Annotated in this window: 24 protein-coding genes; 18 read left to right on the plus strand and 6 right to left on the minus strand. The window is 63.7% G+C overall.

Annotation, left to right across the window (positions count from 1 at the left end):
- Positions 1 to 31: 31 nt before the first annotated feature.
- On the minus strand, positions 32 to 907 hold the full coding sequence (gluQRS, locus tag ACH79_RS05150) for a tRNA glutamyl-Q(34) synthetase GluQRS (protein WP_161850044.1): 876 nt from the start codon (positions 905 to 907) through the stop codon (positions 32 to 34).
- Complete coding sequence (locus tag ACH79_RS05155; protein ID WP_246738435.1) at positions 907 to 1737, minus strand: nucleotidyltransferase domain-containing protein; 831 nt, start codon at positions 1735 to 1737, stop codon at positions 907 to 909. The genes gluQRS and ACH79_RS05155 overlap by 1 nt, the downstream gene beginning before the upstream one ends.
- Positions 1738 to 1896: 159 nt before the next feature.
- Here ACH79_RS05155 and ACH79_RS05160 point away from each other — a divergent pair, with 159 nt between their 5' ends.
- Positions 1897 to 2589: a DNA-3-methyladenine glycosylase gene (locus ACH79_RS05160; protein ID WP_161850046.1), complete on the plus strand. Its 693-nt coding sequence runs from the start codon at positions 1897 to 1899 to the stop codon at positions 2587 to 2589.
- Here ACH79_RS05160 and ACH79_RS05165 read toward each other — a convergent pair.
- Positions 2546 to 3433 carry a LysR family transcriptional regulator gene (locus ACH79_RS05165; protein ID WP_161850047.1) on the minus strand — a complete coding sequence of 296 codons (888 nt, stop codon included), beginning with the start codon at positions 3431 to 3433 and terminating at the stop codon, positions 2546 to 2548. The two genes, ACH79_RS05160 and ACH79_RS05165, sit on opposite strands and share 44 nt — an antisense overlap.
- Before the next feature lie 197 nt (positions 3434 to 3630).
- Between ACH79_RS05165 and ACH79_RS05170 the strand changes: the two genes are divergently transcribed.
- The 5 genes from ACH79_RS05170 to ACH79_RS05190 all read left to right on the plus strand — a co-directional run bounded on the left by ACH79_RS05170 (position 3631) and on the right by ACH79_RS05190 (position 10616).
- Positions 3631 to 4605, plus strand: coding sequence for a nitronate monooxygenase family protein (locus tag ACH79_RS05170; protein ID WP_161850048.1), 975 nt, complete (start codon positions 3631 to 3633; stop codon positions 4603 to 4605).
- 45 nt (positions 4606 to 4650) lie between these two features.
- Complete coding sequence (locus ACH79_RS05175; RefSeq protein ID WP_161850049.1) at positions 4651 to 5850, plus strand: ABC transporter substrate-binding protein; 1200 nt, start codon at positions 4651 to 4653, stop codon at positions 5848 to 5850.
- A gap of 18 nt (positions 5851 to 5868) precedes the next feature.
- Complete coding sequence (locus tag ACH79_RS05180) at positions 5869 to 7395, plus strand: acyl-CoA synthetase (protein ID WP_161850050.1); 1527 nt, start codon at positions 5869 to 5871, stop codon at positions 7393 to 7395.
- A gap of 256 nt (positions 7396 to 7651) precedes the next feature.
- Positions 7652 to 8743, plus strand: coding sequence for a DUF2855 family protein (locus ACH79_RS05185; RefSeq protein ID WP_161850051.1), 1092 nt, complete (start codon positions 7652 to 7654; stop codon positions 8741 to 8743).
- 106 nt (positions 8744 to 8849) lie between these two features.
- Positions 8850 to 10616: an NAD(P)/FAD-dependent oxidoreductase gene (locus ACH79_RS05190; RefSeq protein ID WP_161850052.1), complete on the plus strand. Its 1767-nt coding sequence runs from the start codon at positions 8850 to 8852 to the stop codon at positions 10614 to 10616.
- Here the strand turns inward: ACH79_RS05190 and ACH79_RS05195 are convergent.
- Complete coding sequence (locus ACH79_RS05195; protein WP_161850053.1) at positions 10576 to 11565, minus strand: DUF2380 domain-containing protein; 990 nt, start codon at positions 11563 to 11565, stop codon at positions 10576 to 10578. The genes ACH79_RS05190 and ACH79_RS05195 overlap by 41 nt on opposite strands.
- A 191-nt stretch (positions 11566 to 11756) precedes the next feature.
- On the opposite strand from ACH79_RS05195, the gene ACH79_RS05200 reads away from it, so the two are divergent.
- The 3 genes from ACH79_RS05200 (at position 11757) to ACH79_RS05210 (ending at position 14894) form a co-directional block, all read left to right on the plus strand.
- Entirely contained in the window at positions 11757 to 13148 is a 1392-nt protein-coding gene (locus ACH79_RS05200) for a sensor histidine kinase (protein ID WP_246738436.1), read from the plus strand.
- A 2-nt stretch (positions 13149 to 13150) separates the two neighbouring features.
- Complete coding sequence (locus tag ACH79_RS05205) at positions 13151 to 13831, plus strand: response regulator transcription factor (protein ID WP_246738437.1); 681 nt, start codon at positions 13151 to 13153, stop codon at positions 13829 to 13831.
- Positions 13832 to 13925: 94 nt separating this feature from the next.
- A complete protein-coding gene (locus ACH79_RS05210; protein WP_161850054.1) occupies positions 13926 to 14894 on the plus strand; it encodes a peptidyl-alpha-hydroxyglycine alpha-amidating lyase family protein in 969 nt (322 codons plus the stop codon).
- A 199-nt stretch (positions 14895 to 15093) separates the two neighbouring features.
- On the opposite strand, the gene ACH79_RS05215 is transcribed toward ACH79_RS05210, so the two are convergent.
- Together ACH79_RS05215 and ACH79_RS05220 are read right to left on the minus strand one after the other, a co-directional pair.
- Positions 15094 to 15564, minus strand: coding sequence for a cupin domain-containing protein (locus ACH79_RS05215; protein WP_161850055.1), 471 nt, complete (start codon positions 15562 to 15564; stop codon positions 15094 to 15096).
- 191 nt (positions 15565 to 15755) lie between these two features.
- Positions 15756 to 16688 carry a LysR family transcriptional regulator gene (locus ACH79_RS05220; protein WP_161850056.1) on the minus strand — a complete coding sequence of 311 codons (933 nt, stop codon included), beginning with the start codon at positions 16686 to 16688 and terminating at the stop codon, positions 15756 to 15758.
- 192 nt (positions 16689 to 16880) lie between these two features.
- Between ACH79_RS05220 and ACH79_RS05225 the strand changes: the two genes are divergently transcribed.
- From ACH79_RS05225 to ACH79_RS05260, 9 genes are all read left to right on the plus strand, one after another.
- The gene (locus ACH79_RS05225; RefSeq protein ID WP_161850057.1) at positions 16881 to 17306 is read left to right on the plus strand and encodes a nuclear transport factor 2 family protein; all 426 of its coding nucleotides are present in this window, start codon (positions 16881 to 16883) and stop codon (positions 17304 to 17306) included.
- A gap of 32 nt (positions 17307 to 17338) precedes the next feature.
- The gene (locus ACH79_RS05230; protein WP_161850058.1) at positions 17339 to 17971 is read left to right on the plus strand and encodes a LysE family translocator; all 633 of its coding nucleotides are present in this window, start codon (positions 17339 to 17341) and stop codon (positions 17969 to 17971) included.
- Between the two features lie 283 nt (positions 17972 to 18254).
- A complete protein-coding gene (locus ACH79_RS05235; protein ID WP_057858692.1) occupies positions 18255 to 18812 on the plus strand; it encodes an HNH endonuclease in 558 nt (185 codons plus the stop codon).
- Between the two features lie 154 nt (positions 18813 to 18966).
- Positions 18967 to 19623 (plus strand): DUF2252 family protein, encoded by a 657-nt coding sequence (locus ACH79_RS43715; RefSeq protein ID WP_246738438.1) that lies wholly within the window; start codon positions 18967 to 18969, stop codon positions 19621 to 19623.
- Positions 19624 to 19638: 15 nt separating this feature from the next.
- Complete coding sequence (locus ACH79_RS43720) at positions 19639 to 20019, plus strand: hypothetical protein (RefSeq protein WP_246738439.1); 381 nt, start codon at positions 19639 to 19641, stop codon at positions 20017 to 20019.
- A gap of 164 nt (positions 20020 to 20183) precedes the next feature.
- Entirely contained in the window at positions 20184 to 21701 is a 1518-nt protein-coding gene (locus tag ACH79_RS05245; protein ID WP_161850059.1) for an AMP-binding protein, read from the plus strand.
- Between the two features lie 163 nt (positions 21702 to 21864).
- Positions 21865 to 22836 carry a S1C family serine protease gene (locus ACH79_RS05250; RefSeq protein ID WP_161850060.1) on the plus strand — a complete coding sequence of 324 codons (972 nt, stop codon included), beginning with the start codon at positions 21865 to 21867 and terminating at the stop codon, positions 22834 to 22836.
- A 48-nt stretch (positions 22837 to 22884) separates the two neighbouring features.
- Positions 22885 to 23958 (plus strand): phospholipase, encoded by a 1074-nt coding sequence (locus tag ACH79_RS05255; RefSeq protein WP_161850061.1) that lies wholly within the window; start codon positions 22885 to 22887, stop codon positions 23956 to 23958.
- Between the two features lie 114 nt (positions 23959 to 24072).
- The gene (locus tag ACH79_RS05260; RefSeq protein ID WP_161850062.1) at positions 24073 to 25410 is read left to right on the plus strand and encodes a hypothetical protein; all 1338 of its coding nucleotides are present in this window, start codon (positions 24073 to 24075) and stop codon (positions 25408 to 25410) included.
- Positions 25411 to 25413: the final 3 nt, after the last annotated feature.

Raw genomic sequence — 25413 nt, forward strand, 5'->3', positions numbered from 1 at the left:
CCTTTGCAGCAACCCCCAGTAGAACTACGGACTACTCTGACAATCCGACGATGCGCCTGATGTCGGCCGGCGTGGCGCCCTCCCCGCGCAATTCGCGCAAGCCGGTGGCGGCAGTCGATTTCGACAGCTTTTGCCCCAACGAATCGGCAATGAGCCGATGATGCCGATAGGCCGGTTGCGGAATACCGAGCAGATGCTGCAAAACAAGATGCACGCTGGTCGACCAGAACAGGTCCTGCCCGCGCACGACGTCGGTGACGCCCTGCAGGGCGTCGTCGATCACGACGGACAGATGATAGCTGGTCGGCGTCTCCTTGCGCGCCAGGATGACGTCACCCCACGCGTCCGGCCGGGCAGAGACGCTGCCGGTTTCGCCGTCGGGACCCTCGCCAAGCTCCTCCCAACGTAATTCCCCCGCCCGCGCCAGCGCCGCGGCCATGTCGAGCCGTAGCGCGTAAAGCGTACCTTGCCCGATCAATAGCTCGCGCTGATCCGACGACAACGACTTCGCCGCGCCCGGGTAGAGCGGCGCCCCATCGGGATCGCGCGGCCACGACGCTTCGGTTTCCCGCTGCGCGACGAGGCGGGCGATCTCCGCGCGGCTCTCGAAGCTCGGATAGATCAGGCCCTTTGCCGACAGTTTTTCGAGCGCATCTCGATAGTTTGCAAAGTGTTCCGACTGCCGCCGCACCGGCGTTTCCCAGGATATCCCGAGCCAGGCGAGGTCCTCGTAGATCGCCGCCTCGAATTCCGGCCGGCACCTGGTCGCGTCGATGTCCTCGATCCGCAGCAGGAACCGGCCGCCACTCGCGCGCGCGAGATCGAAGTTCAACAGCGCCGAATAGGCGTGGCCGAGGTGGAGGTAGCCGTTCGGGCTTGGTGCAAATCGGAAAACGGGTGGCGGCATCACACGGGTCTCGTCATATTCGCGCTGCCATTGCCCTCGCGCTCCAAGCGCTCGACGACCGCCCGGTAGAATCGTTCGGCCTGCGCGACGACTTCTTCGGGCGCCCGCGCGCGACCATTCTCAAACGACGCCCGCCCTAACTCGAATTCCGAATCGAGGAATCTCGCGACGACAGGCGGTAACGGAGCGGCGCCAAGCTCGCGCGTCGCAAGCTTGCGGCGCATGAGATCGGCAACCTCCCTGCGTAACGCGGCCGGGGGATCGCATTCCGCCATCAGCGTCGGAAAGTGCATTGGCGCAATGGCTTCCGTCGGGTGCACCCGCAGCCAACGCAAGGTTGCGGCCGGACGGAGGGCATAGAAGATTTTCTTCTGCGCCACGCTTGTCCCATCGCCAAAATAAACCCGCCTCTGGCGTTCTCCAAGATGAAGGTAGTGGCGACCAATGGCGTCCCGAGTCGCGGCATGCTGCGCGAACTCCAGGAAGCCGTCCCGGAACCAGGCCTGCCCGCGATAAACCACGGGCGACCGCAGCCACTCGACAATCACCGCATTGCCTTTCAGCAACAGCCGGAGCGCCTTGCCAAGATCCCACCCGTTCGCGTCCAGGTCGTCTTTGGGCGGAAACTCGATTACGTCTCGCACTGGCCAAGGGGTGATATGCTCCGCAATACGCCGCACGAAGACGAAGCGGCAATCGTAGTCGCTATCAGGCGAGGAAAAGCCCCATGCACGACTTCCGCTCTCAATGGCCAGCGGCAAGAATACCTTATGCTCGTCGGCTATGCGGTCGAGCAGCGCATCGATAAGCGCGACCTTCTCGCCTTCCATCTCGGGTGGGATGCTTCTCAAACTCATCTTTCCAGCTCAGGGCGGGCTATGACCTGTCCGCCGAGGCAGAAAGATATCGACAGCCGGAGGCCGCAGACGGCTATTCGCAGTCTGCACAAGGCAGATTACCATGCCCGACCATGACTAAGAAGATCCGTAATGACCATCCACCTCAACAGCCAGTCCGATCTCGAAGATGCCGTCCACGCGCTGGTCAAGCAGGACGTGCGGCTGAAGCCGATCTTCGAACTGACGGGCATGCCGGCGCTGCGGCAGCGCGAGCCGGGTTTTGCGGGCCTCGCGGCGATCGTGTGCGGCCAGCAATTGTCCACCGCAAGCGCTGGCGCGATCTGGGCGCGGCTGGCGGCCGCGTTCGACCCGTTCGATCACCACACCATCGGCAAGGCCCGCACCGACCGCCTTGGCCGGCTGGGGCTTTCGGCCGCCAAGATCAAGACGCTGAAACATATCGCGCGCGAACTGGCCGCCGAACGGCTGAACCTCGAGGTGCTGGCCGAGGAAGATGCGGACGCTGCGCATCATACCCTGATCGCGCTGCCCGGCATCGGACCGTGGACCGCCGACGTCTATCTGCTGTTCTGTCTCGGCCATGGCGATGCCTGGCCGGCCGGAGATATCGCCATACAGGAAGCGGTCAAAGTCGGGCTCGGCCTGAAGGCTCGCCCGACCGCCAAGCAGATGGCCTCGCTGGCGGAACCCTGGCGCCCCTTGCGCGGCGCGGCGGCGCATCTGTGGTGGAGCTACTACCGGGTGCTGAAAAAGCGCGAGGGCGTGCTCGCCGACAAGATTACCCCCGCAGCCGTACCCGGTCTTCGCGCGCGGAAACCGTGACGAAGTCGATCACCGCGCGCACCGCGGGGAGATCGACGAGATCGGGATGCGCCAGCAGCCAGAGATCGGCCACGCTGACGAGTTTCTGCGGCGCGACGCGGACCAGTTCCGGATAGGCGGCCGCGACGAAACAAGACAGCGTCGATATCCCGAGACCCGCGCGAGCGGCGGCGAGCATGTCGCCTTGCGAGGAGCAGCGCATCACCATCGAACCCTGTTTTGTGATCGCGTCGCTCCAGCGCGCCAGGCGCTCGTTTGACAGCCGGTCGGCAAAGCCGATGACGCTGTGGCCTTTCCATTCGTCGCGCCGTTCAGGCAGGCGCCGCCGCGCCGCATAATCGCGCGAGGCGTAGAAGCCGGTGCCGAGCCGGCCGATCTTGCGGCCGATCAAATTCTCCTCGCCGCTGTCGACAGGGCGTAGCACCACATCGGCCTCGCGGCGGCGTACGCTGGCCGGATACGGATAGGTGATGATTTCGATCTGGATATGGTCATGCCTGCGCAGGAACGGCCCGAGCCGCGGCATCAGCCAGTGCGAGGCGAGCGTAGCGCCGATTGACAGCTTGACCACGCCGCGCGCCTGCGCACCCGTCGCCGACACCGCAGCCTCGGCACGCAACGCCGCCGCCGCCATCGCATCGACATGCTCGCGAAATTTCTGCCCGTGCGAGGTTAGTGAAAGACCTTCGTTGGACCGGGCAAACAAGGGGATGCCGAGCTGGCCCTCCAGTTCGACGATCTTGCGCCCAACGGTCGGATGACTGGAGCGCAGGCGGCGCGCCGCGGCCGCGAAGCTGCGGGTCTCGGCCACCGCGACGAAGGTCTTGCACAGATCCCAGTCCATCGGCGCTCCTCCCGGCTCCGTTCATTCCTGACCGATTACCTGTTCAATATTGAACGGCCGGAGCGCGTCGTCCAGCCCTATAATGCGACCCAATAAATAGCGCCCGGCCAGCGGCTCCGCCCGGCCCGACGCTCTCAAATCAACATCAATCGACGCGTCCCGGCACCGCCGGCATTGCGTTGCACGGGAGAGACCGAATGCCGTTGCCTGCTTCGCTTGCCAATTCGCTCGAACTGCCCGTGGTCGGCTCGCCGCTGTTCATCGTCTCCGGGCCGGAGCTTGTCATCGCCCAGTGCAAGGCCGGCATCGTCGGCTCGTTCCCGGCGCTGAACGCCCGTCCGGTCGAAAAGCTCGACGAATGGCTGACACGCATCGAGAACGAGCTCGGCGAGTACAAGGCGCTGCATCCGGAGAAGAAGGTCGCGCCTTACGCGGTCAACCAGATCTGCCACCATTCCAACGACCGGCTGATGAAGGACATGGAGACCTGTGTGAAGCACAAGGTTCCGATCATCATCACCTCGCTGCGCCCGCCGATCGAAATCGTCGAGGCAGCGCATTCCTATGGCGGCGTCGTGTTCCACGACGTGATCAACGTCAAGCATGCGCGGAAAGCGGCCGAACACGGCGTCGATGGCCTGATCCTGGTTTGCGCCGGCGCCGGCGGCCATGCCGGCACGCTGTCGCCGTTCGCGCTGCTGCGCGAGGTGAAGCAGTGGTTCAAGGGCACGATCCTGCTGTCCGGCGCGATCTCGGACGGCTGGGGCATTGCCTCGGCGCTCGCGCTCGGGGCTGATGCGGCTTACATGGGCACGCGCTTCATTGCGACAGCGGAAGCCAACGCCGACCCGGCCTACAAGGCCGCGCTGGTCGAGCACGCCGCGCACGACATCGTCTACTCCAACCTGTTCACCGGCGTGCACGGCAATTATCTTGGCCCCTCGATCGTGGCCGCGGGGCTCGATCCCGACAACCTGCCGCTCAGCGACAAGTCGAAGATGAATTTCGGCTCCGGCGGCAACACCAAGGCCAAGGCGTGGCGCGACATCTGGGGCTCCGGTCAGGGCATCGGCCAGATCGCGGACGCGCCGCCGGTCACCGAGCTGGTGGAGCGGTTGAAGGCCGAATTCACTGAGGCCAGCGGCGACTTCCTCAAGCGAGCGCGTGCGTAAGACACGCCGCTTCAACAAACAACCAAACAAGCAGGGAGTGATACTATGAGAGCCATCGCGATGTGCTGTGCCGGACTTCTGGCGCTCACGGGCAGCACGGCCCGCGCCGAAAACGGCGTTACCGCTAACGAAATCCTGATCGGGCAGACCATGCCTTACAGCGGTCCGCTGTCGAGCTATTCCGGCCTCGGCAAGGTCGCGCAGGCGTATTTTGACAAGGTGAATGCCGAAGGCGGCATCAGCGGCCGCAAGCTCAAGCTGCACAGCCTCGACGACGCCTATTCGCCGCCCAAGACGGTCGAGCAGACCCGCCGGCTGGTCGAGCAGGACGAGGTGCTGCTGGTGTTCGGATCGCTCGGCACGGCGACCAACAGCGCGGTCCACCGCTACCTGAACGGCAAGAAGGTGCCGCAACTCTTCATCACCACCGGCGCCAGCAAGTGGGCCGATCCGAAGCATTTCCCATGGACGATGGGCGGGATGGCCTCGTACCATTCCGAAGGCGTCATCTATGGCAAATACGTGCTACGCACCAAGCCTGACGCGAAGATCGCGATCCTGTCGCAGAACGACGATTTCGGCCGCGACTATGTCTCCGCATTCAAGCGCGGCCTCGGCGACAAGGCGGCCAGCATGATCGTGGCCGAGGCGGTCTACGAGGCTACGCAGCCGACGATCGATTCGCAGCTCGCGACGCTGAAAGCCTCCGGCGCCAACGTGTTCTTTGGCGCCGCCATTGGCAAGTTCGGCTCGCAGATGATCCGCCGCAGCGCCGAGATGGGATTCAAGCCGGACCTGTTCCTGGTGCCGACTTCAGTGACCTCGATCGCGACGATCCTGACGCCCGCAGGGCTGGAAAACGCGACCGGACTGGTCTCTGCGGCCTATCTGAAGAACATCAACGATCCGCAATGGGCTGACGATGCCGACGTGAAGGAGTATTTCGCCTTCATGAAGCAGTACATGCCTTCGGCCGACCCGCACGACACCACCTACGCCAGTGGCTACACCAGCCTGACATTGCTGGCGCATGTGCTGCGCGCGTGCGGCGACGATCTGAGCCGTGCTAACGTGCTGAAGAAGGCGACCTCGCTGAACAAGGTCTCGCTGCCGCTGCTGCTGCCCGGAATCACGGTGACGACCGGCCCCGACGACTATTTGCTGTTCCAGCAACTCCGCATGCAGCGCTTCGACGGCAAGAGCTGGGTCGGCTTCGGCGATTTGATCGAAGACCAAGAACCGTAAGAATTGGAGAAGTCGGCCATGATCATCGGCGGCGAACGCCACATCAGCTATCCCGATATCCACGCCCGCATCGCGCGGGCGGTGACGGGCTTTAGGGCGTTCGGCCTCAGTGGCGGAAGGCCGGTCGGCATGATGCTGCGCAACGATTTTGCGTTCTTCGAAGTGTCGGCCGCTGCCGCGGCGCTGGGCAGTCCGGTGGTGCCGATCAACTGGCATCTGAAGGCCGAGGAAGTGGCCTACATCCTGGCCGACAGCGGCGCCAAAATCCTGGTCTGCCACGCCGACCTGCTGCCGCAGATCAGGGACGGCCTGCCTGCCGATGTGCGGCTCCTCGTGGTGACCACGCCGCCGGAAATCGCCGCCGCGTTCAACGTGCCGGCCGCATTGACGCAAGTCCCCCACGGCATGACCGACTGGGACCGCTGGCGCGATACGCTTACGCCGTCGCAGGACGCCCCGATCGGCAGCGCGCCGATGTTTTATACGTCGGGCACAACCGGCCTGCCCAAGGGCGTGCGCCGCAAGCCGATGGCGCCGGAACAGGTCGCGGCATCGGCCCGGGTCGGCGGCATCGCCTATGGCGTCAAGCCGAATGAGGACCAGATCATACTGATGAACGGCCCGATGTACCATTCGGCGCCGAACTCCTACGGCATGCTGGCGTTCCGCAGCGGCTGCACCATCGTGCTCGAACCGCGCTTCGATCCCGAAGACATGCTGCAACTGATCGAGCGCCACCGCGTCACCCACATGCACATGGTGCCGACGATGTTCGTCCGCCTGCTGCGGCTGCCGGATGAGATCAAGCGGCGCTACGATCTATCGTCGCTGCGCTTCATCGTCCATGGCGCGGCGCCTTGCCCGCCGCAGGTCAAGCGCGCCATGATCGATTGGTGGGGACCGGTCATCAACGAATATTTCGGCTCGACCGAAACCGGCATTCCGGTGTGGCATTCGGCCGAGGAGGCGCTGGCGAAACCCGGCACGGTCGGCCGCGCCATCGAAGGCGGCATCGTCAAAATCTTCCGCCCCGACGGCTCGCTGTGCGGCGTCGACGAAACAGGCGAAATCTTCATGCGGCAAATGTCCGTTCCGGATTTCGACTATCACGGCAACGCCGAGGCGCGCGCCGAGGCGGGCCGCGAGGGCCTCGTCAGCGTCGGTGACGTCGGCTATCTCGACAAGGACGGCTACCTGTTCCTGTGCGACCGCAAGCGCGACATGGTGATATCGGGCGGCGTCAACATCTATCCGGCGGAGATCGAGAACGCGCTGATCGGCATGGACGGCGTGCGCGACTGCGCGGTGTTCGGCGTCCCCGACGACGAATTCGGCGAGCGGCTGTTCGCGTGTATTGAGCCGGAGGTGAACGTCGCGCTGTCACCGGCCGCGGTGCAGGAATTTTTGCGTGGCAAGCTGGCGAATTTTAAGGTGCCGAAGGACATCCAGCTCATGGACGCGATGCCTCGCGAAGCCACCGGCAAGATTTTCAAACGCAAACTGCGGGATCTGTATACCGAAGGCAAGCTGCGGGCGATTGTGTGAGAGGCCACGCTACGCACCTCCGCGTCATTGCGAGGAGCGAAGCGACCGAAGCAATCCATCTCTCCCCGTACGGAGAGGTCGATTGCTTCGCGGAGCCTGTCATCGGGCGCGCATTCGCGCGACCCGTTGGCTCGCAAATGACGGTGGAGGCATTCCCGTACCCAATCCGAACAGCGTTTTAAACATCATTGCTGTTGCAAAACGGTCATTGGTCGGCGCAAAGATTGCTGCACGTGAAGCGCAGGGATCCGAAACCATGCAAGCCACCGACTTCGTCGTCGCCCGCAACGATCTGCAGCAATGCAAGGTGATCGAAACACCACTGCCCGACGCGGCCGCGCTGCCTGACGAGGCGGTGCTGGTGAAGGTCACGCGCTTTGCCTTCACCGCCAACAACATCACCTATGCCGTGCTCGGCGATCATCTGAAATACTGGCAATTGTTTCCGGCGCCCGACGGCTTTGGTAACGTTCCGGTATGGGGATTTGGTGAGGTAATTTCCTCAAAGCATCCCGGGATTGCCGCAGGCGAAACCTTGTTCGGCTACTTCCCGATGGCGACGCATCTCGTCATCGAAGCTGCCGACGTCTCCAAAACTGGGCTACGCGACGCTGCCGCGCACCGGCAAGGGGTGGCGCCGGTCTATAATGCCTATAGGCGGGTCAGCGGCGATCCGGCGTTTGTGGGCAAGCAGGGCGACTATCAGGCGCTGCTGCGCCCGCTGTTCATGTTGTCGTTCCTGGTCGATGACTTTCTCGCCGAGAACGAATTTTATGGCGCAAAAAGCGTGATGCTGTCCTCGGCTTCCAGCAAGACCGCCTACGGGCTGGCGCACCTCCTGCACGCGAGGAGAAACGGCATCAAGGTGATCGGACTGACCTCGGCGGGCAATACGTCCTTCGTCAAATCGCTCGGCTGCTACGACGAGGTCGTGACCTATGACAACGTGGACTCGCTGCCGACGAGCTCCGCCGTCGCGTATGTCGACATGGCCGGCAACAGCCCGTTGCGCGCGACGCTGCACCGGCACTTCGGCGAGCAGATGAAATATAGCGGAATCATCGGCCTCACGCATCGCAAGTCATCGCCCGATGAAGCGGCACAGGCCCTGCCCGGCGCCAAGCCTCAATTTTTCTTCGCGCCGGACCAGATCCGCAAGCGTGCCAAGGAGTGGGGGCCGGGCGGTGTCGACGCGCGGTTTGGCGCCGCATGGTCCGGCTTCGTCCCGATGCTGGATCAATGGGTGAAGGTGATCGAGCACCTTGGACCTGCGGCCGTTCAACGCGCCTATCTCGACACTCTCAACGGGCGCGTACCGCCGCATCAGGGGTTGATCCTGTCGCTCTAACGGCATGACCGATATCTCCTCACGCCCTTTCTGCGCCGTCCCGAATAGGTATAGGCTCGGCAGGACAGGGAAACGCCGCGAAGACGGCCGGTGATGGGAAACGCCCATGCTCGACAGGACGGACGACAGTTCGGTTACCGCCGACACTTGGCTTGCGCAATTCGAGGAAGCGCTCGGAAAGCCCGATGACGCCCTGCTGAAGCCCTTGTTCCACCCCGACAGCTACTGGCGCGACGTGCTGGCGCTGAGCTGGAACATCCAGACGCTGAATGGCAGGGATGCGATCCTGGAGGCTTTGCCACCGCTGGCCCGCAATATGGCTCCGAGCGGCTTCACCATCGATCCCAATCGCGCCGCGCCGCGCAAGGTCATGCGCGCGGGCACCAATGCCATCGAGGCAATCTTCAAATTCGAAACCAAGGTCGGGCGCGGCAGTGGCATCATCCGACTGATACCGGATGAGGATGACGGCAACCGGCTGAAAGCCTGGACGCTGTTGACCGAACTCGGCGAGCTCAAGGGGTTCGAGGAACAGCTCGGCGTCAATCGCCCGCGCGGCAATGCCTATTCGCGCGATTTTCGCGGGCCCAACTGGCTTGACCTGCGCAAGGCCTCGGCCGGCTATGCCGATCGCGATCCGACCGTGCTCGTCATCGGCGGCGGCCAATCCGGGCTCTCCATCGCCGCGCGGCTGAAGCAGTTGAACGTCGATACGCTGATCGTCGACCGGGAAAAACGCATCGGCGACAATTGGCGCAAGCGCTATCATGCGCTGACGCTGCACAACCAGGTGCAGGTCAACCACCTGCCCTATCTGCACTTCCCGCCGAACTGGCCGACCTACATCCCCAAGGACAAACTCGCCAACTGGTTCGAGGCCTATGTCGAGGCGATGGAGCTGAACTTCTGGACCGAGACCGAGTTCGAAGGCGGCAGCTACGACGAGAACGAAGGAAAGTGGACGGTGACGCTGCGCGTCGCCGACGGTAGCAAGCGCATCATGCGTCCGCGCCACGTCGTGCTGGCCACCGGCGTCAGCGGCATTCCGAGCGTGCCGGACATCCCGGGACTGAAGGATTTCGCCGGCAAGGTGCTGCATTCCAGCCAGTATGACGATGGCGAGAACTGGAAGGGCAAGCGCACTATTGTGATCGGCACCGGCAACAGCGGCCACGACATTGCGCAGGACCTGCATTCGAGCGGCGCTCACGTCACGCTGTTCCAGCGCTCTTCCACGCTGGTCGTCAGCATCGAACCGTCGGCGCAACTGGTCTACGCGCCCTACAATGAGGGCACGCTGGAGGACAATGACCTGATCGCAACTTCAATGCCGCTGAAGCTGGCGCGCAAGAGCCATGCGTTGACGGCGGAGAAATCCAAGGCGCTCGACCAGGAATTGCTCGACGGCCTGGAGCGCGTCGGCTTCAAGCTGGATTTCGGCGAAGACAATACTGGCTGGCAGTTCAAATATCTCACCCGCGGCGGCGGCTATTATTTCAACGTCGGCTGCTCCGATTTGATCGTCAAAGGCGACATCGCGCTGAAGCAGTTCGCCGATCTCGACAAATTCGCTGTCGATGGCGCGAAGATGAAGGACGGCGAGACCATCCCGGCGGATCTCGTCGTTCTCGCCACCGGCTACAAGCGCCAGGAAGAGCTGGTGCGAAAACTGTTCGGCGAGGCCGTCGAAAAGCGCGTCGGCCCCATCTGGGGCTTTGGCGAGGAGCAGGAACTCCGCAACATGTACACCCGCACCGGCCAGCCCGGCCTGTGGCTGATCGCCGGCGGCCTCGCGCAATGCCGCATCGGCTCAAAGCATCTGGCGCTACAGATCAAGGCGATCGAGGAGAGGCTGTTGTCGCGAGGCGCATGAGCTCCGCCTCGCGATCCCTGATTTGCCCGGCGATAAAGAGTTCCGCGCGGCGCCAGGCCTCGTCGTTGTCACCGCGGAAACTGACGAGGCGTTCGAACACCACCTTCCGCGCCTTCACGTCGATGATGTCGAATTTCGCCCATTGCACGAGCGTGCTCATCTTCTGAACGCTGCCGATCAGGAGAAGGTCGGCGCCTGCCGCCTGCGCCTTGTCCAGCAACTGACCGGTAGTGAGGTCCCCGACCGAACAGGCGTTTTGCGGACAGTCGAGGTCAGCGCTTCGCACCTTTCCACTCGCCGCCAGATCGTTGCGTAGCGAGGCTTCGAAGGTGCGCCGGCGCCGCAAATGGTCGGCGCTTTGATCGATGACCTCGCCCGAGGTGTCGATATATTCGATTTCGGCGACCGCGAAAACAAGCGGCTTGCCCTGCGCCTGCGCCAGCAGGCGGTTCTCGATCAACCACCGCGCCCCGCGGCTCCAGGCCACATTGGCGCCCATGCGCAGATCGGTTTGGTCGACCGCGACGATTGTCCCGGACCGGGCGTCGCGAAGCTTGTAGGTCACCGTGTATTCCGTTCGGGTGATGCGCGTGACGATCCCGATCATCGACTGATCTGCGTCAACGCCGGCGGCGATCCTGGCTTCGCAGCCCTCGCACTCCCGCAACTTGCCTGCTTTCGCCGCCTGCTCGTTCACGGCGCTGAGGTCGACCAGTTGATAGCGGCCGGATGCCGCGATCAGCCGACGGACTTCCTCCGTCGAAAGCCGCAATTGCTCGCGGTCGATATCATCCGGAGGGACGTAGGCGGCCCCGGCGCTGAAATCCTCCAGTTCGAACGGAAACACCGCAATCTTGACTGGAGGCGGCGCGACCGGCTCGGCGGCCGCAGTCGCCGCGAGCGTGGCCAGCACAATGGCCGGAGCGAGAATAGTGGCGATGGAGCGCATGGATCACCTCGGAACTGATAACACGGAGCTGCCTTGTTCGATGCGATGTCGGACGATCTGCTACACCGCCGAAACGGCAGCTTTCCCTGGAACGGCCGGGTGAAATACCCGATCTTGGCTTACCCCGCTTTCTTCCCGGCGAAATTTGCTTCTATAGTCAAAGCCACTGCGAGGAAGCTTGGGGAGGAAGCTTGCGACAGGCATCCAACTCCGTGGCGAGCCTGGCGCCCGCCATCGATCTGAAGCTGCGGCTGACGTTGCGCGTCGCGACGCTTGCGGCAGTTTGCTTCATCGCCGTCGCAGCCTACGCCTTGTTCGACAGCGACCGTATCGCGAAGGCCAAAGCGAGCCGTATCGCCGAGATCGTGGCCCGCGATCTCTCGTTGCAGCAATCACAGGCGCAGTGGCTCTCGGTGTCCATCAACGCGACGCCGGATTTGCAGGGAATCGCGGCGCTGATGGAGCCGGGCCTTTGCATCGCCTATCGCGACAATGCCGGCGCGTTTCGCCAGGGCGTCTGCAGCGGGGCGCCCGCCGATGAAATGGCCGCGCCCGAAACCTTCGCGGCCCTCTACCGCGTCATCTTTCGTCCGGGTGAACCGGTCTCGATGCCGGTCCTCGTTGCCGGCAGTCCCCGGGGCAGGGCCGTCGCGACTTTCGACGTGGCTGCGCAGATCGGCCAGAGCTGGCGCGAGGTAAGCCACCTGCTCGCAATCATGGCTTTCGCCCTGGCGGGACTTTGCCTTGCTGTCTATGCCGCGCTGGCGCGTGCGCTGCGGCCCACACAGGCGATTCAGGTCGGGCTGAAGCGGCTTGCGGCGAACGATCTTTCCGCCCGCCTGCCCTGTTTCGATCTTGCGGAATTGTCTGCCATCTCCGGTGTCTTCAACACCCTTGCCGAGCGGCTGCAGGCAGCACTTGCCGAACGCAACGCCCTGACGCGAAAGCTGATCGAAGTGCAGGACGAGGAGCGGCTCCATCTTGCGCGCGAGCTGCACGACGAATTCGGTCAATCGCTCACCGCTATCGCAGCCCAGGCCGCCTCCGCCGCCCACACGGCGGAGCGCGAATGTCCGCCGCTTTACGAGGAATGCCGCGGCATTTCGCGCACGACGGCTGGCCTGATGGAAACCCTGCGCGGGGCACTGGTTCGCCTGCGTCCGCCCGATGTCGAGGAACTCGGCCTCACCGTCAGCCTCGAAAGCCTGGTTGCGAGCTGGAATGGCTTTGAGAAGGGCCGCACCCGCTTTGAGATTGCCGTCACTGGCGAGGCCGACGATTTACCGCCCGGTGTCAGCGCCAGTCTTTATCGGATCGCGCAGGAGGCGATCACCAACGCGGCAAAGCACGCACAGGCCAGATGTGTGCAATTGCGTCTCGACGCTGGAGACGCCGACATCGTCCTGACCGTCGAGGACGACGGCGAAGCGGCGCCCGCCAGCCTGACGCCGAACTCCGGCATGGGACTGCTTGGCATGCAGGAGCGTGTGGCTTCGCTCGGAGGGACCCTGCAATTCGAGCGGCGGGAGGCGTGCGGCGCCCGGCTTGTCGCGCGCATTCCCGCGATGCGGGTGGAGGCCTAGACATGGCAGCCTTGGATTTGGCGGACACCGCAAGCCGCACGCGCGTGATGCTGGTGGACGACCATGCCATCGTGCGCGAGGGCTATCGCTCGCTGCTGCAGAAGCAGGATCGCCTTCAAGTCGTCGCCGAAGCCGGCGACGGGGCCGACGCCTATCGCGTCTACAAGCAAGCCAGGCCCGACCTCGTGATCATGGACCTGTCGATGCCGGGAATTGGCGGGGTCGAGGCCATCCGCCGCATCCGGCAATGGGACAAATCCGCGCGCATCCTCGTATTCACGATGCACCAGAGCGCCGCCTATGCCGTCCAGGCGATCAAGGCGGGCGCACGCGGCTTTGTCACCAAAAGCAACCCGCCCGGCGCACTGCTGCGCGCCATCACCGAGGTCATGGCCGGACGTATAGCGCTCAGCCCCGACATCGACCATGAACTCGCCATCAGCCGGCTCGCCGACGAGCCTTCGACGATCGACGCCCTGAGCCCGCGGGAATTCGAAATCCTGCGCATGCTGCTGGCGGAGAAATCCGTGGATGAGATCGCGAACACGCTGCATATCAGCGTCAAGACCGCGGCCAACACGCGCTATCAGATCCGCGCCAAGCTCGGCGTCGGGTCCGACATCGAACTGGTGCGCCTGGCGCTGCGCCAACGCATCATCGCGGCGGAGGATATGGGCAGCTAGTCCGGAGGAGACGTGCCATGCGCAAATCCCTCTCGTGCTTCGACCTGGTCTCTGCAACACTCCGGGCCAACAAACAGCAGATGGGGAGAGACGCATGCGGGCAATTCTCGGCTCGGGCGAGCACCGTTACCGCGTGGTGGAGAACTGGGCGAAGCTGCCGGACGGCTGGCGCCTGACCGACGTCGCATCCGTCGCGGTCGACAGCAAGGACCGCATCTACGTCTTCAACCGCGGCGACCATCCGATGGTGGTGCTGGACCGACAGGGTAACTTCATCAAGAGCTGGGGCGAAGGGCTGTTCAACCGCGCCCATGGCCTGCACATCGATGCCGACGACAATCTCTATTGCACGGATGACGGCGACCATACCGTGCGCAAGTGCACTGTTGACGGCAAGGTGCTGCTGACCATCGGCATCCCGAACAAGCCCGCCCCCTTCATGAGCGGCGAGCCGTTTCACCGTTGCACCCATACCGCGCTGTCGCCGAAGGGCGAGATCTATGTCTCCGACGGCTACGGCAATGCCCGCGTTCACAAATATTCGCCTGACGGCAAGCTTTTGAAGAGCTGGGGCGAGGCCGGCACCGATCCCGGCCAGTTCAACATCGTCCACAACATCGCGACCGATGCCGACGGCTGGGTCTATGTCGCCGACCGCGAGAACCACCGCGTCCAGGTGTTCGACGGCAACGGCAAATACGAGACGCACTGGAATTTTCTGCACCGGCCGTGCGCGCTGTGCTGTTGCGGCGGCAAGCAGCCGAATTTCATCGTCGGCGAGCTCGGCCCCGGCATGGCGGTTAATCGCAAGGTGCCCAATCTCGGCCCGCGGCTTTCGATCGTCGATTCCAAAGGCAAGCGGATCGCCCGGCTCGGCGGCGAGAACGGTCCGGGGCTGGAAGCCGGAAAATTCCTCGCGCCGCACGGCATCGCGCTGGATTCGAAGGGCGACATCTATATCGGCGAAGTCGGCGTTACCGACTGGAAAACCAGTTTTCCGGAGACGCCGATGCCGCCGGAAGTCGGCGTGACGCGATGTCTGCAGAAGCTGGAGAAGGTGTAGGCCTCAACTAGGCCTTGTACAGATAAAGCTGATGGCGTGACGCGACGAAGTGTATGTCCGCCTTGCTCAAAAAGCGGCGCGCAGCACATGGCACGCGAAATGCGCTCAAGCGATGGCGTTTCGCCCGAGAGCCCACGACCGCCTCAAACAAAATCAGCGGGGACCTTGGTTGGCGCGCCCCCGCCGACCGGGGTTTTCGTCACTGCGTTTTCTGTCGGGGATCATCTTTGGGATTTACGTAATTGATACCCCACGGACCAGTGCTGTTGATCTGTACGACGGTTTCTTCATCGGTGAAGGCGTAGTGCGCCATGCCGGGCGCAAACGCGAAGAAGCTTCCAGCCGGCAGCGGCTTGGCGTTACCTTTATCGGCAACGTTGCCCATGCCGAGAATAAAAGTGCCAGAGATAACGGTTACGATTTCAGGCTTCGGGTGGGTGTGCGGGGGAACGGCATAGCCCTTGGGGAGCTTGAACCGAAGCACGAACAAGCCGTCCTTCGCGGGGTCGCCGTAGAGTACGCTTGCTTCAGCCCCTGGCGGAACAGACGGCGGGGCCTTCGTCCATTTTACATCCTGCGGTCCAAGCATCTTGTCGTCCATGCCTTGGGCTGACGCGGGACCGGCCAAGGCGATCAAGCCGGAAACGATGGCAACTTGAATCATTTTCATGTGATCCTCCCATGTCTCAGACTAAGCCCAACTTTTGAGGTGCTGAGCCGGCCGAATTCTATCCCCCGTGCAAAAGATTGAAAAGTCGAGCCGCGCCTCCTCCAACTACCTCGCATTCGTCCAGCTTGCGTCAATCAGGTTATGGCTGCGCGTTAATGAGTCCACGCGCTAATTTGCGGCGGAGAGCCTTGCTACGGTCCGTGATCGGCAGGGCGGGACCGCCCCCTCCCGCTGAACAAATTGTGCTCGCGGGCAAGGCCCTCGCCGACGAGATCAAAGAACGCACGGACCCGCGCTGTCCTCTTCAAGTCGGCGTGGGTCACGATCCACAATTCGCCAACCAGATCCGCCACCGGCTCCGGCAACGCACGGGCGAGATCGCCATCCTCGTCGCCGAGATAGCAGGGAAGCAGCGCAAGACCGATGCCGGCCTTTGCGGCGATGAACTGATTGACGAGACTGTTGGTCCGGTAGACGAAGGCGTCGCCTGGCACCATCCGATTGAGCCAATCGGCCGCCATGATGCCAACAGCGGTTTCTTCCCATCCGATCAGGGCGTGACGGGCGAGATCTTCGGGGGATGAGACGCCCCCGCCCTTTTCATCGAGATAGCTCGTCGCGCCGTAGACGGTCCATGCGACATCGGCGAGCTTGCGGCCCCAGAGATCGCCCTCCTTCGGCCGCATCGGGCGAAGCGCGATGTCGGCCTCGCGGCGCGAGAGATTGAGGACGCGGTTGTCGATCACGAGTTCGACGACGATGCCGGGATGGGTTTGCCGGAACGTTGCGAGATGGCCGGTTAGTTTTCGGTAGGCCAGCGTCTCCGAGGAGGTGACGCGCAAGCGGCCGGAGAGACGGTGATCGCGGCCGGCGATGTCGCGGCCGATAGCGAGCGCCTCGTCTTCCATCCGCTCGGCCGCCGCCGCCATTCGCTCACCCGCCGGCGTCGCCTGGTACGCGCCGCCGGGATGGCGCTCGAACAGGCGAACGCCGAGCCGCGTTTCCAGGGCATTCAGGCGCCGAAACGCGGTCGAGTGATCGATGTCCAGCGCTTTAGCGGCGCCGGTGAGGCTGCTTGCGCGATGCACCGCCAACACGAGTTGGGGCTCGTTCCAGTCCTCCATGCTGCAGAGCTATGGAGCCCTTGCAGTTTCGCAAGTGACGTTGGCGGAATTCCAACGTGCTTTCCGTTCTGCCAGACGTTATCTGGATTGCTGAAGCGAGGACGAGGAACACGCTGGAAACCGAAGCGTGGCCCCACTGCCTCGTCGCAATGACAGATGAAATCTTCAACATTCAACATGGGAGTCCAAGACATGGGTGCTCCATCCCCGGAACTTTGCAATCTCTGGCTGGCGCGCGCGTTCAACGCGCAGGACGTTGACGCTGCGGCGGCGATGTACCACCCCGACGCCTCGATCGTTCAGGTCGACGAGGTCCATGGCCGCAGCACCGTCGCGCGCGGCGCGGACGGCATCCGCAAGACGATGGCGGCCTATGTCGGCTTGAAGCCACACATGGATGTCGTGACCCATCACACGACAGTCTCCGGCGATTTCGCCATGACGCGGTCGCAATGGCTGATCAAGGGCACTGATGAACGGGGCAACCCTACCGAGGTGCATCACCATGGCATGGAAGTGCACCGCCGGATGCCCGACGGCACCTGGGTGTTTTTCATGGATCACCCGTTCGGCGCCGATCCGACCTGGGCGGTTGAAGCTCCGCCGCACACCGAGTAGTAGCGTGTCATAGCCGACCCGGAGAATTGCCAATGCAAGAGCTTGCCGTGCTCGCCAGCATCGTCGCCGCGCTCAGCGTAGGCGTAATCAGCCCCGGACCCAGTTTTGTGATGGTGGCGCGCGTGGCTGTCGCCTCAAGCAGAATCCGGGCGCTTGCCACGGCATTGGGCATGGGCGCCGGCGGCGCCATGTTCGGCGCGGCGGCGCTGCTTGGGTTGCAGAGCGTCCTGCTGGCCGTGCCAGCACTCTATGCGGTGCTCAGAGTGCTCGGAGGTCTCTATCTTTGCTACCTCGGCTTTCTGATCTTCAGATCGGCGCGGCAGCCTGTTGCGATGGTTGCCGGCGGCGGCGACAACGGCTCCCGGCCGCTGCGCGCGTTCTGGCTGGGCGTCACCACGCAGGTCAGCAACCCGAAGACGGCCATCGTCTATGCGAGCGTGTTCGCAGCTTTCCTCCCGGCATCCTTTTCCATGGGGTTCGCCGCCGCACTGCTTGTCGCGGTGTTTTTCGTGGAGACCGCCTGGTATGCGCTCGTCGCCGTTCTCTTCTCGTCGGCTGGGCCGCAACGGGCCTATCTGTCGTACAAGTCGTGGGGCGATCGCGCGGCCGGCGCGGTCATGTTCGGTCTGGGCCTGAAGCTCGTTACCAGCGCGGCCAAACCGTAGACGCCTGTGCACCCGCCTGCGCCATTCGCAGCGTTGTGTGACGAGTTGATCCGCGGCCACACCAGCGCCTGATCGCCTGCCCAGCCCCTATCACGATGGATTGACCGCGCGCGGCCGGCACTGGCGGGACGAGGAACCGCGGCTTTTTCCGGGCCACGGCGCACGTTCACGCGTTCCCCGCGCTGGATAAGCCCCGGAACGCTCTTCACAATCCCGTCACGCTGCCTGTAGTATGCAGGACAACATGCTGCTTCGCAGCTAACATGGGGGTCAGGAGCGTTACTTGAACGCACATGTCTCGCAGGGCGGTTGGCCGGTACTGGTGCTGAACGCGGACTTCCGGCCGCTGAGCTACTATCCGCTGTCTCTCTGGTCGTGGCAGGACGCGATCAAGGCGGTGTTCCTCGAACGCGTCAATATCGTCGAGCACTACGACCGCGCGGTGCACAGCCCGACCTTCGAGATGCAGCTCCCGAGCGTGGTGTCGCTCAAATCCTTCGTCAAGCCGACCACGCATCCCGCCTTCACCCGCTTCAACGTCTTCCTGCGCGACCGCTTTGTCTGCCAGTATTGCCACGCGCATGACGACCTGACCTTCGATCACATCATCCCGCGCAGCAAGGGTGGCCAGACCACCTGGGAAAATGTCGTCGCAGCCTGCTCGCCGTGTAATCTGCGCAAGGGCAATCTAACGCCGCAGCAGGCCAAGATGTTTCCGCGGCAGGCGCCATTCGCACCGACGGTGCATCAACTCCACCGCAACGGCCGGCTGTTTCCGCCAAACTATCTGCACGATAGCTGGCTGGACTATCTTTATTGGGACACCGAGCTCGATCCGTAAGCCATATTCCTGGCGTCCCGATTGGCGCGCGCTGCGACCCCATCGCTTGCCTTGGCCAAATGTGATCCGCGCGGTTCCAAGCCGATACATCCTGAGATAGGATTTTGCAGCCGCCGCAATCACGTCATTGCCGGCAAACCTGCGAGGTCCTGCAATGTCTTTCCGCAAGGATAATGACGACTACGAAACCTGGCTGGGTACGCAATGCGACGTCGTCAAGGCGGATATCGACTACAAGCACCACCGGATGAAAAAGAGCGCCTTCATATTCCTGCGCGCGACCTATTTTCGCTGGGCGAGGAAGATCGGCGACTGGTGTCCGGAATTGATGGATGCTCCGTCCGTGCTCTCGGTCGGCGATCTGCATCTGGAAAATTTCGGAACATGGCGCGATGCGGACGGCCGCCTGGTGTGGGGTGTCAACGATTTCGACGAAGCCGCCGTCATGCCCTATGTGCTCGACCTGGTCCGGCTCGCGGCGAGCATCCGGCTCGCCCCCGATCTCGCAGTCAGCAATCGGGATGCGACGGAGGCCGTACTCAAGGGTTACCGCGAGGGCCTTGATGGCCCGCAGCCGGCGCTGCTGTATGAAGGTGAAACCTGGCTGCGACCCTATGCAGAACGTGCCGACCTCCGGCCGGAGAAATTCTGGAAGGAAGTTTCCGGATATCCAAAGGCAAGGCCGCCGGCAAGGATCGCCGAGGCGCTGATCGCCAGCCTGCCAAAGGACGTGGAGAAGGTTCGCCTGTGCTCACGCCGCAAGGGCGGTGGCGGCCTTGGCAGGCCGCGCTACGTTGCAGTCGCCTATTAGCGTGGCGGCCACGCGTTGCGTGAGGCCAAGGCGCTGGTGCCCTCGGCATGGATCTGGGCCAACGGCAAGAAGAGCCAAACGTCGAATTCCCTCGAACTGGCGAACGGCCGCTACCGCGCGCCGGACCCCTTCCTCAGTGTTCGCGACAAGTTCATCCTCCGGCGCATCGCCGCCGATTCCCACAAGATCGAGCTCGGTGACGATGCCGGCGCAATGCTTCGGCTCGAACTGCTGCGGGCGATGGGATTCGATCTGGCGTCCATACATGCAGCCGGTTCGGCCACGACGCGCGCGATCCGGCACGACCTCCGGAAGCGGCCACGCGGCTGGCTTAATGCCGCAGCCAAAGCCGCGGCAACGGCGGTCGAGCGTGACTATGACGAATGGCGAAGTTGATTCCGCAATTTTAGATTTCGAAAGATTGCGGCCAAATCGGCTCCCGATCTCGCATGTGCTCCAGTCTCCCTTCACTCAGCAGCCCAATTCTGTCACGATAGTTTTGAGGCGTCCGCCTCGTCAGAAACACAAGAGCGGCATCAGCGCCCCAAGGGAAACGCCCCATGCTCATTCCTATCGCCGACGTGCCGCGCTGGTATGCCGAACGGAAACCGAAGGACAGCATCGCAGTCAGTCACGGCCCCGAAGCCATCACCTGGGCACAGCTCGAACGCAATGCCAATCGTCGTGCCCGTGCCTTGGCCGCAAACGGCGTAAAGCCCGGCGATTTCGTCGCGATCGGGCTACCCAATAGCAACGTGTTTTTCGAAACCACTTTTGCGGTGTGGAAATGCGGCGCGACGCCGACGTCGCTGACCTGGCGATTGCCGCGCGGCGAGGCTGCTGCCGTGCTCGACATTCTCAAGCCGTCACTGGTGGTCGGCGGCCAGCCTGACTGGAACGCGCCGAATTCGCTGCCGGCGGATTTCGTGCCGGACGGCTTTTCCGACGAACCGATCGACAACCCGGTGGCGCGCTATTGGAAGGCGATGACCAGCGGCGGCTCGACCGGTCGGCCGAAAGTGATCCTCGATCACCGGCCCGCCGTGATCGATACCGCCGGACCGGCGGCGCTCGGCATGCCGCTCGGCGCTTCCCTGCTCAACCCCGGCCCGCTCTACCACAATGCACCCTTCATCGTTTCGCACACCGCGCTGTTCCACGGCGGACGCGTCACCGGCCTCGTCAAATTCGACGCCGAGGAATGTCTGCGCCTGATCGAGGCCAGCCGGGTACAGTGGGTCAATTTCGTGCCCACCATGATGCACCGGATCTGGGCGCTGCCGGACGAGGTGCGCAACCGCTACGACTTGTCGAGCCTGCAGATCGTGTTTCACATGGCGGCGCCGATGCCGCCATGGCTCAAGGAAAAATGGATCGAGTGGCTGGGGCCCGAGCGCATCTACGAACTCTATGGCGGCACCGAAGCACAGGGCGCCACGATCATATCAGGCGTTGAATGGCTCGAGCACCGCGGCTCGGTCGGCAAGATCGGCGAGACCGCGCGCCTGCGCATCATCGGCGAAGACGGCAACGATGTCGCGCCGGGTGAAACCGGCGAGATCTATTTCCTGCCCAATGACGGCGCCGGCTGTACCTATCACTATCTCGGCGCCGAGCCGAAGCGCCGCGCCGACGGCTGGGAATCGCTCGGCGATATCGGCCGGCTCGATGCAGAGGGCTACCTCTATCTCGGCGACCGGCTCGCCGACATGATCCTGCGCGGCGGCGCCAACATCTATCCGGCCGAGGTCGAGGCCGCGGTATCGGCACATCCCGACGTGCGCTCCTGCGTCGTCGTCGGTTTGCCGGATCCGGAATTCGGACAGCGCGTCCATGCCATCCTCGAGCTCGACCGCAGCACGGATGCGCAAGCTGTCGCCGACGGCATGGCCGATTTTCTCTCCGACCGGCTCAGCCGCTACAAACATCCCGAAAGTTTCGAGGCCGTCCAGATCGGACTACGCGACGATTCCGGCAAGGTTCGCCGCACGCTGTTGCGTGATGAACGTGCGGAATGGTTGAGGGGAAATCGCAGTTTCCGGATCATGCCTGCACGCGAACGGGCAAAAGCGGACTGATCCTCGATTACCGCTGGAACAATTCTGAATTGGCCCTCTTATGGGTCACGTCGCGGCCATTTTGGGGATACTTTCAAGACGGCCGTTTGCAGCATAGATTGTGACAACATTCCCGCGCTTCCGCCCTGCGGAAAAGCCCGCCGGTTCGCCAGGAGACTCATCAATGCCTTCCTTGACCGAATGGAGAGTGCCGCCCGCAAACCAGCCGCGCGCAGGCGACTATGATTTCGACCTCGACAGAACCCTGTCGTCGGTGGTCGGACTGCATTCGATCATTCCTTCCGATGCTTTCAGCGCGGAAACGCTCGGCACCGAACGCGCCGGCAATGGCGTGCTGATCGATCGCGGACTGGTGCTGACCATCGGCTACCTGATCACCGAGGCCGAAGCGGTCTGGCTGCATCGCGGTGACGGCCGCGTCGTCGAGGGCCACGCGCTCGGCTTCGATTTCGAAAGCGGCTTCGGCCTGGTGCAGGCACTCGGCGATCTCGATCTCGATCCGCTGCCGCTAGGTTCTTCCGCCGCCGCCGAGACCGGCGACCGCGTGGTGGTCGGCGGCGCTGGCGGCCGCACGCGCTCGGTCGCCAGCCAGATCGCTGCAAAGCAGGAATTTGCCGGCTACTGGGAATACCTGCTGGATGAGGCGATCTTCACCCATCCCGCGCATCCGAACTGGGGCGGCACCGGGCTGATCTCGAACCGCGGCGAACTGATCGGCATCGGCTCGCTGCAGCTCGAACGCGAGCGCGAAGGAAAGGCCGAGCATGTCAACATGATCGTGCCGATCGACCTGTTGAATCCCGTGCTCGACGACCTCAGGAAATTCGGCCGCGTCAACAAGCCGGCGCGGCCGTGGCTCGGCATGTACACCACCGAAATCGACAACCGCGTCGTGGTGGTTGGCATCGCCAGCAAGGGCCCGGCGGCGCGCGCCGAACTTAAGACCGGTGACGTCATCCTCGCGGTGAATGGCGACAAGATCACGAGCCAGACCGGCTTCTATCGCAAGCTCTGGTCGCTCGGGAATGCCGGCGTCGACGTGCCGCTTACGGTCTATCATGAGGGCGTCACCTTCGACGTGGTGCTGAGCTCAACCGACCGCGCCAAGCTGTTGAAGGCGCCAAGGCTTCACTGAATCAAGGCTTCACTGAATCAAGACTCCATTGAACGCAGAGAGTGCCCGATGAGTGAGGCCGTGGTGGACGACATCGTGGCCGTGCTGCCGCCGCTGCTGCAGTCGCTCGAAGCCCTCGCTTTCGTCGCGCGCTACCTCAACCCGCCGGATTTCGACCGGGTGATGGTGGCGGCAGGCCAGCCGGACGACGATCTGCGCGCGGTACGTCCGCGGCTGGCGCAATGGCCCGACGAGTTCGCCAATATCAAGGCCCCGCTTGAGGCAGCGAGCGATGCCGCACTGGCCGCATTCGCGGGCCTGCGCGTCGTCCAAAATGGCAACGGCGATTTCGTCAGCCTGTTTCGTGCGCTTCGATATGCCCCGCGCGCGCTGGAGGCGCTCTATCCGCTGTCGGTGAAGTTGCCGCCGGTAAGCGAGTTCTTCATCGATCCCTCGCTGCGGGGAGACGCCGAGCTTGCTGCGCGGCTGGCGGCGCCGGCCCATGAGAACACCGGCATCTTTCACCATCATAACGAGCCCGGCAGCCGCGGCGGCTTCTCTCTCTACGTGCCGGAATATTATACGCCGGATCGCGCCTGGCCGCTGGTGATGGCGCTGCACGGCGGCAGCGGCAATGGTCGCGGCTTTCTGTGGAGCTGGCTGCGCGACGCCCGCAGCCGCGGCGCGATCCTGGTTGCGCCGACTGCCACGGGTAACACTTGGGCGTTGATGGGCGACGATACGGATACGCCGAACCTGATGCGCATCCTGGAATCGGTGCAGGCACGCTGGAATGTCGATCCGAAGCGGATGCTGCTGACCGGCATGAGCGACGGTGGTACGTTCTGTTACGTAACGGGATTCGAGAGCGCCTCGCCGTTCACCCATCTCGCGCCGGTGTCAGCGACCTTCCATCCGCTGATGGCGGAGATGGCTGATGCCGACCGGCTGCGCGGCCTGCCCGTTCATATCGTGCATGGCCGGCTCGACTGGATGTTCCCGGTGCAGGTGGCGCGGCAGACTGCCCAGGCACTGTCGGCCGCGGGCGCCAACGTCACCTACCGCGAGCTCGACGATCTCAGCCACACCTATCCGCGCGAGATGAACGCGGAGATGTTGCAATGGCTGAACGGCCAGACCTGAGCGCCGACAGCCGACACAATCTCGTCCGAATTTATCTCTACCGGTAGAACAACTTAGCCAACAACGTGGGGGCGTTGACCAGACCGGTTCATTGGAACCGCGAGAGGATGCAACATGCCCTCGAACAACGGCCCTGCCGCTCCGGCGGCCACCGCTGCCTCCAATTCGCTGCTGCTCTCCAAAGGCGTCACCCGCCTCGAAGTGACGCTGAAACTCACCACCGCGATCCTCGCCCTTGCCGCCGGCGTCTACACCTATCTCGGCGTCCGCGAGCTGCTCAACGGCAGCCCGACCACGGTGTTCTTCGCCGCGGTGATCTATTCGGTTGCGGTGTCGGTCGGCATCTACGCCTTCTGGATCTTCCTGATGCAGTTCATGCCACATGTGGTCGATCGCACCGGGCGTTGGCTGATGTTCGGCTGCATGCTCCTGGGCTCGCTGATGATCGTGGCGATGTCGTCCTGGCTCAACGCTTCGGCGCTGGCAGGTGCGGCCGCAATCCAGCAGCATCTCGCGATTACCGTGCAGAACTACACCCGCGACCTCGATACCGCCAACAGCAACGCCATCGCGGCGCAAGGCCTGTTGCCGGATATCCAACTCGCCTCCTCGCGGTTCGCAAAGCTGGCTGACGCCGAGCGCGCGGGCTCACTGACCGGCACCGCAGGATCCGGCACTGTCGTCCAGCTTCTGACGCAAATGTCCGGACAGCTCGACGGTCTCGGCCAGGAGGTGCAGGCGTCGGGCAAGCGCGTCTCGGCGCTGTTCGAACAGGGCGGCAAGCATCTGGCCAAGATGCGCGAGCTGATTTCCGACCGCGGACCGATCTCGGAGCGCAGCGACGCCTTCGCGACGGAATCGCTGGCGCTCAGCGGCGTGATCGCCAATTTGCAGCAGACCTCGGTGGCCCCCGCCGTCAAGCGCGCGGCCGCGTCGCTGTCGTCCACCTTCATCGCGCCGGCGGCGGGCGGCCGCACCGCCGATCTCGCGGACCGACAGACCGCCGTGGTCGGCAAGGTCGAGACTTCGATCGCGGCGCAAGCAGCTTCGCTCTCAGATGCCGCCGACAAGATCCTGGCGCTGCCTCGCGTCGAGCCGGCACGGTTCCAGACCATGTCGCCCGCCGAAGCCGTGCTTCGCTATGCCAGCGATTTCATTCCGAGCTGGGCCGGCGCGATCTCGATCGACCTGATGCCGGCGGTGCTGGTGTTGATCCTGTGCGTGGTGCACGCCGCGATCCGGCGCGAGGGGCTACCCGCCTTTTCTGCATCCGGCATGACCGCGGGCGAACTGGTCGCGGCGCTGCAGATGGCCCGCGAGGTCGAGGATGCGCGCCGCCCGGTGCCCGGCGACGTCGCGGTCGAAGCCAAACCCGACGAGCCCGCATCAAGCACCGCGACGGCGGACGAGGAAAACGTCACGCCGCTGTCGTCGGCGCGGCACACCAAATAGGCG

It is taken from the genome of Bradyrhizobium sp. CCBAU 051011 (genome assembly GCF_009930815.1).
Taxonomy (GTDB): Bacteria; Pseudomonadota; Alphaproteobacteria; order Rhizobiales; family Xanthobacteraceae; genus Bradyrhizobium.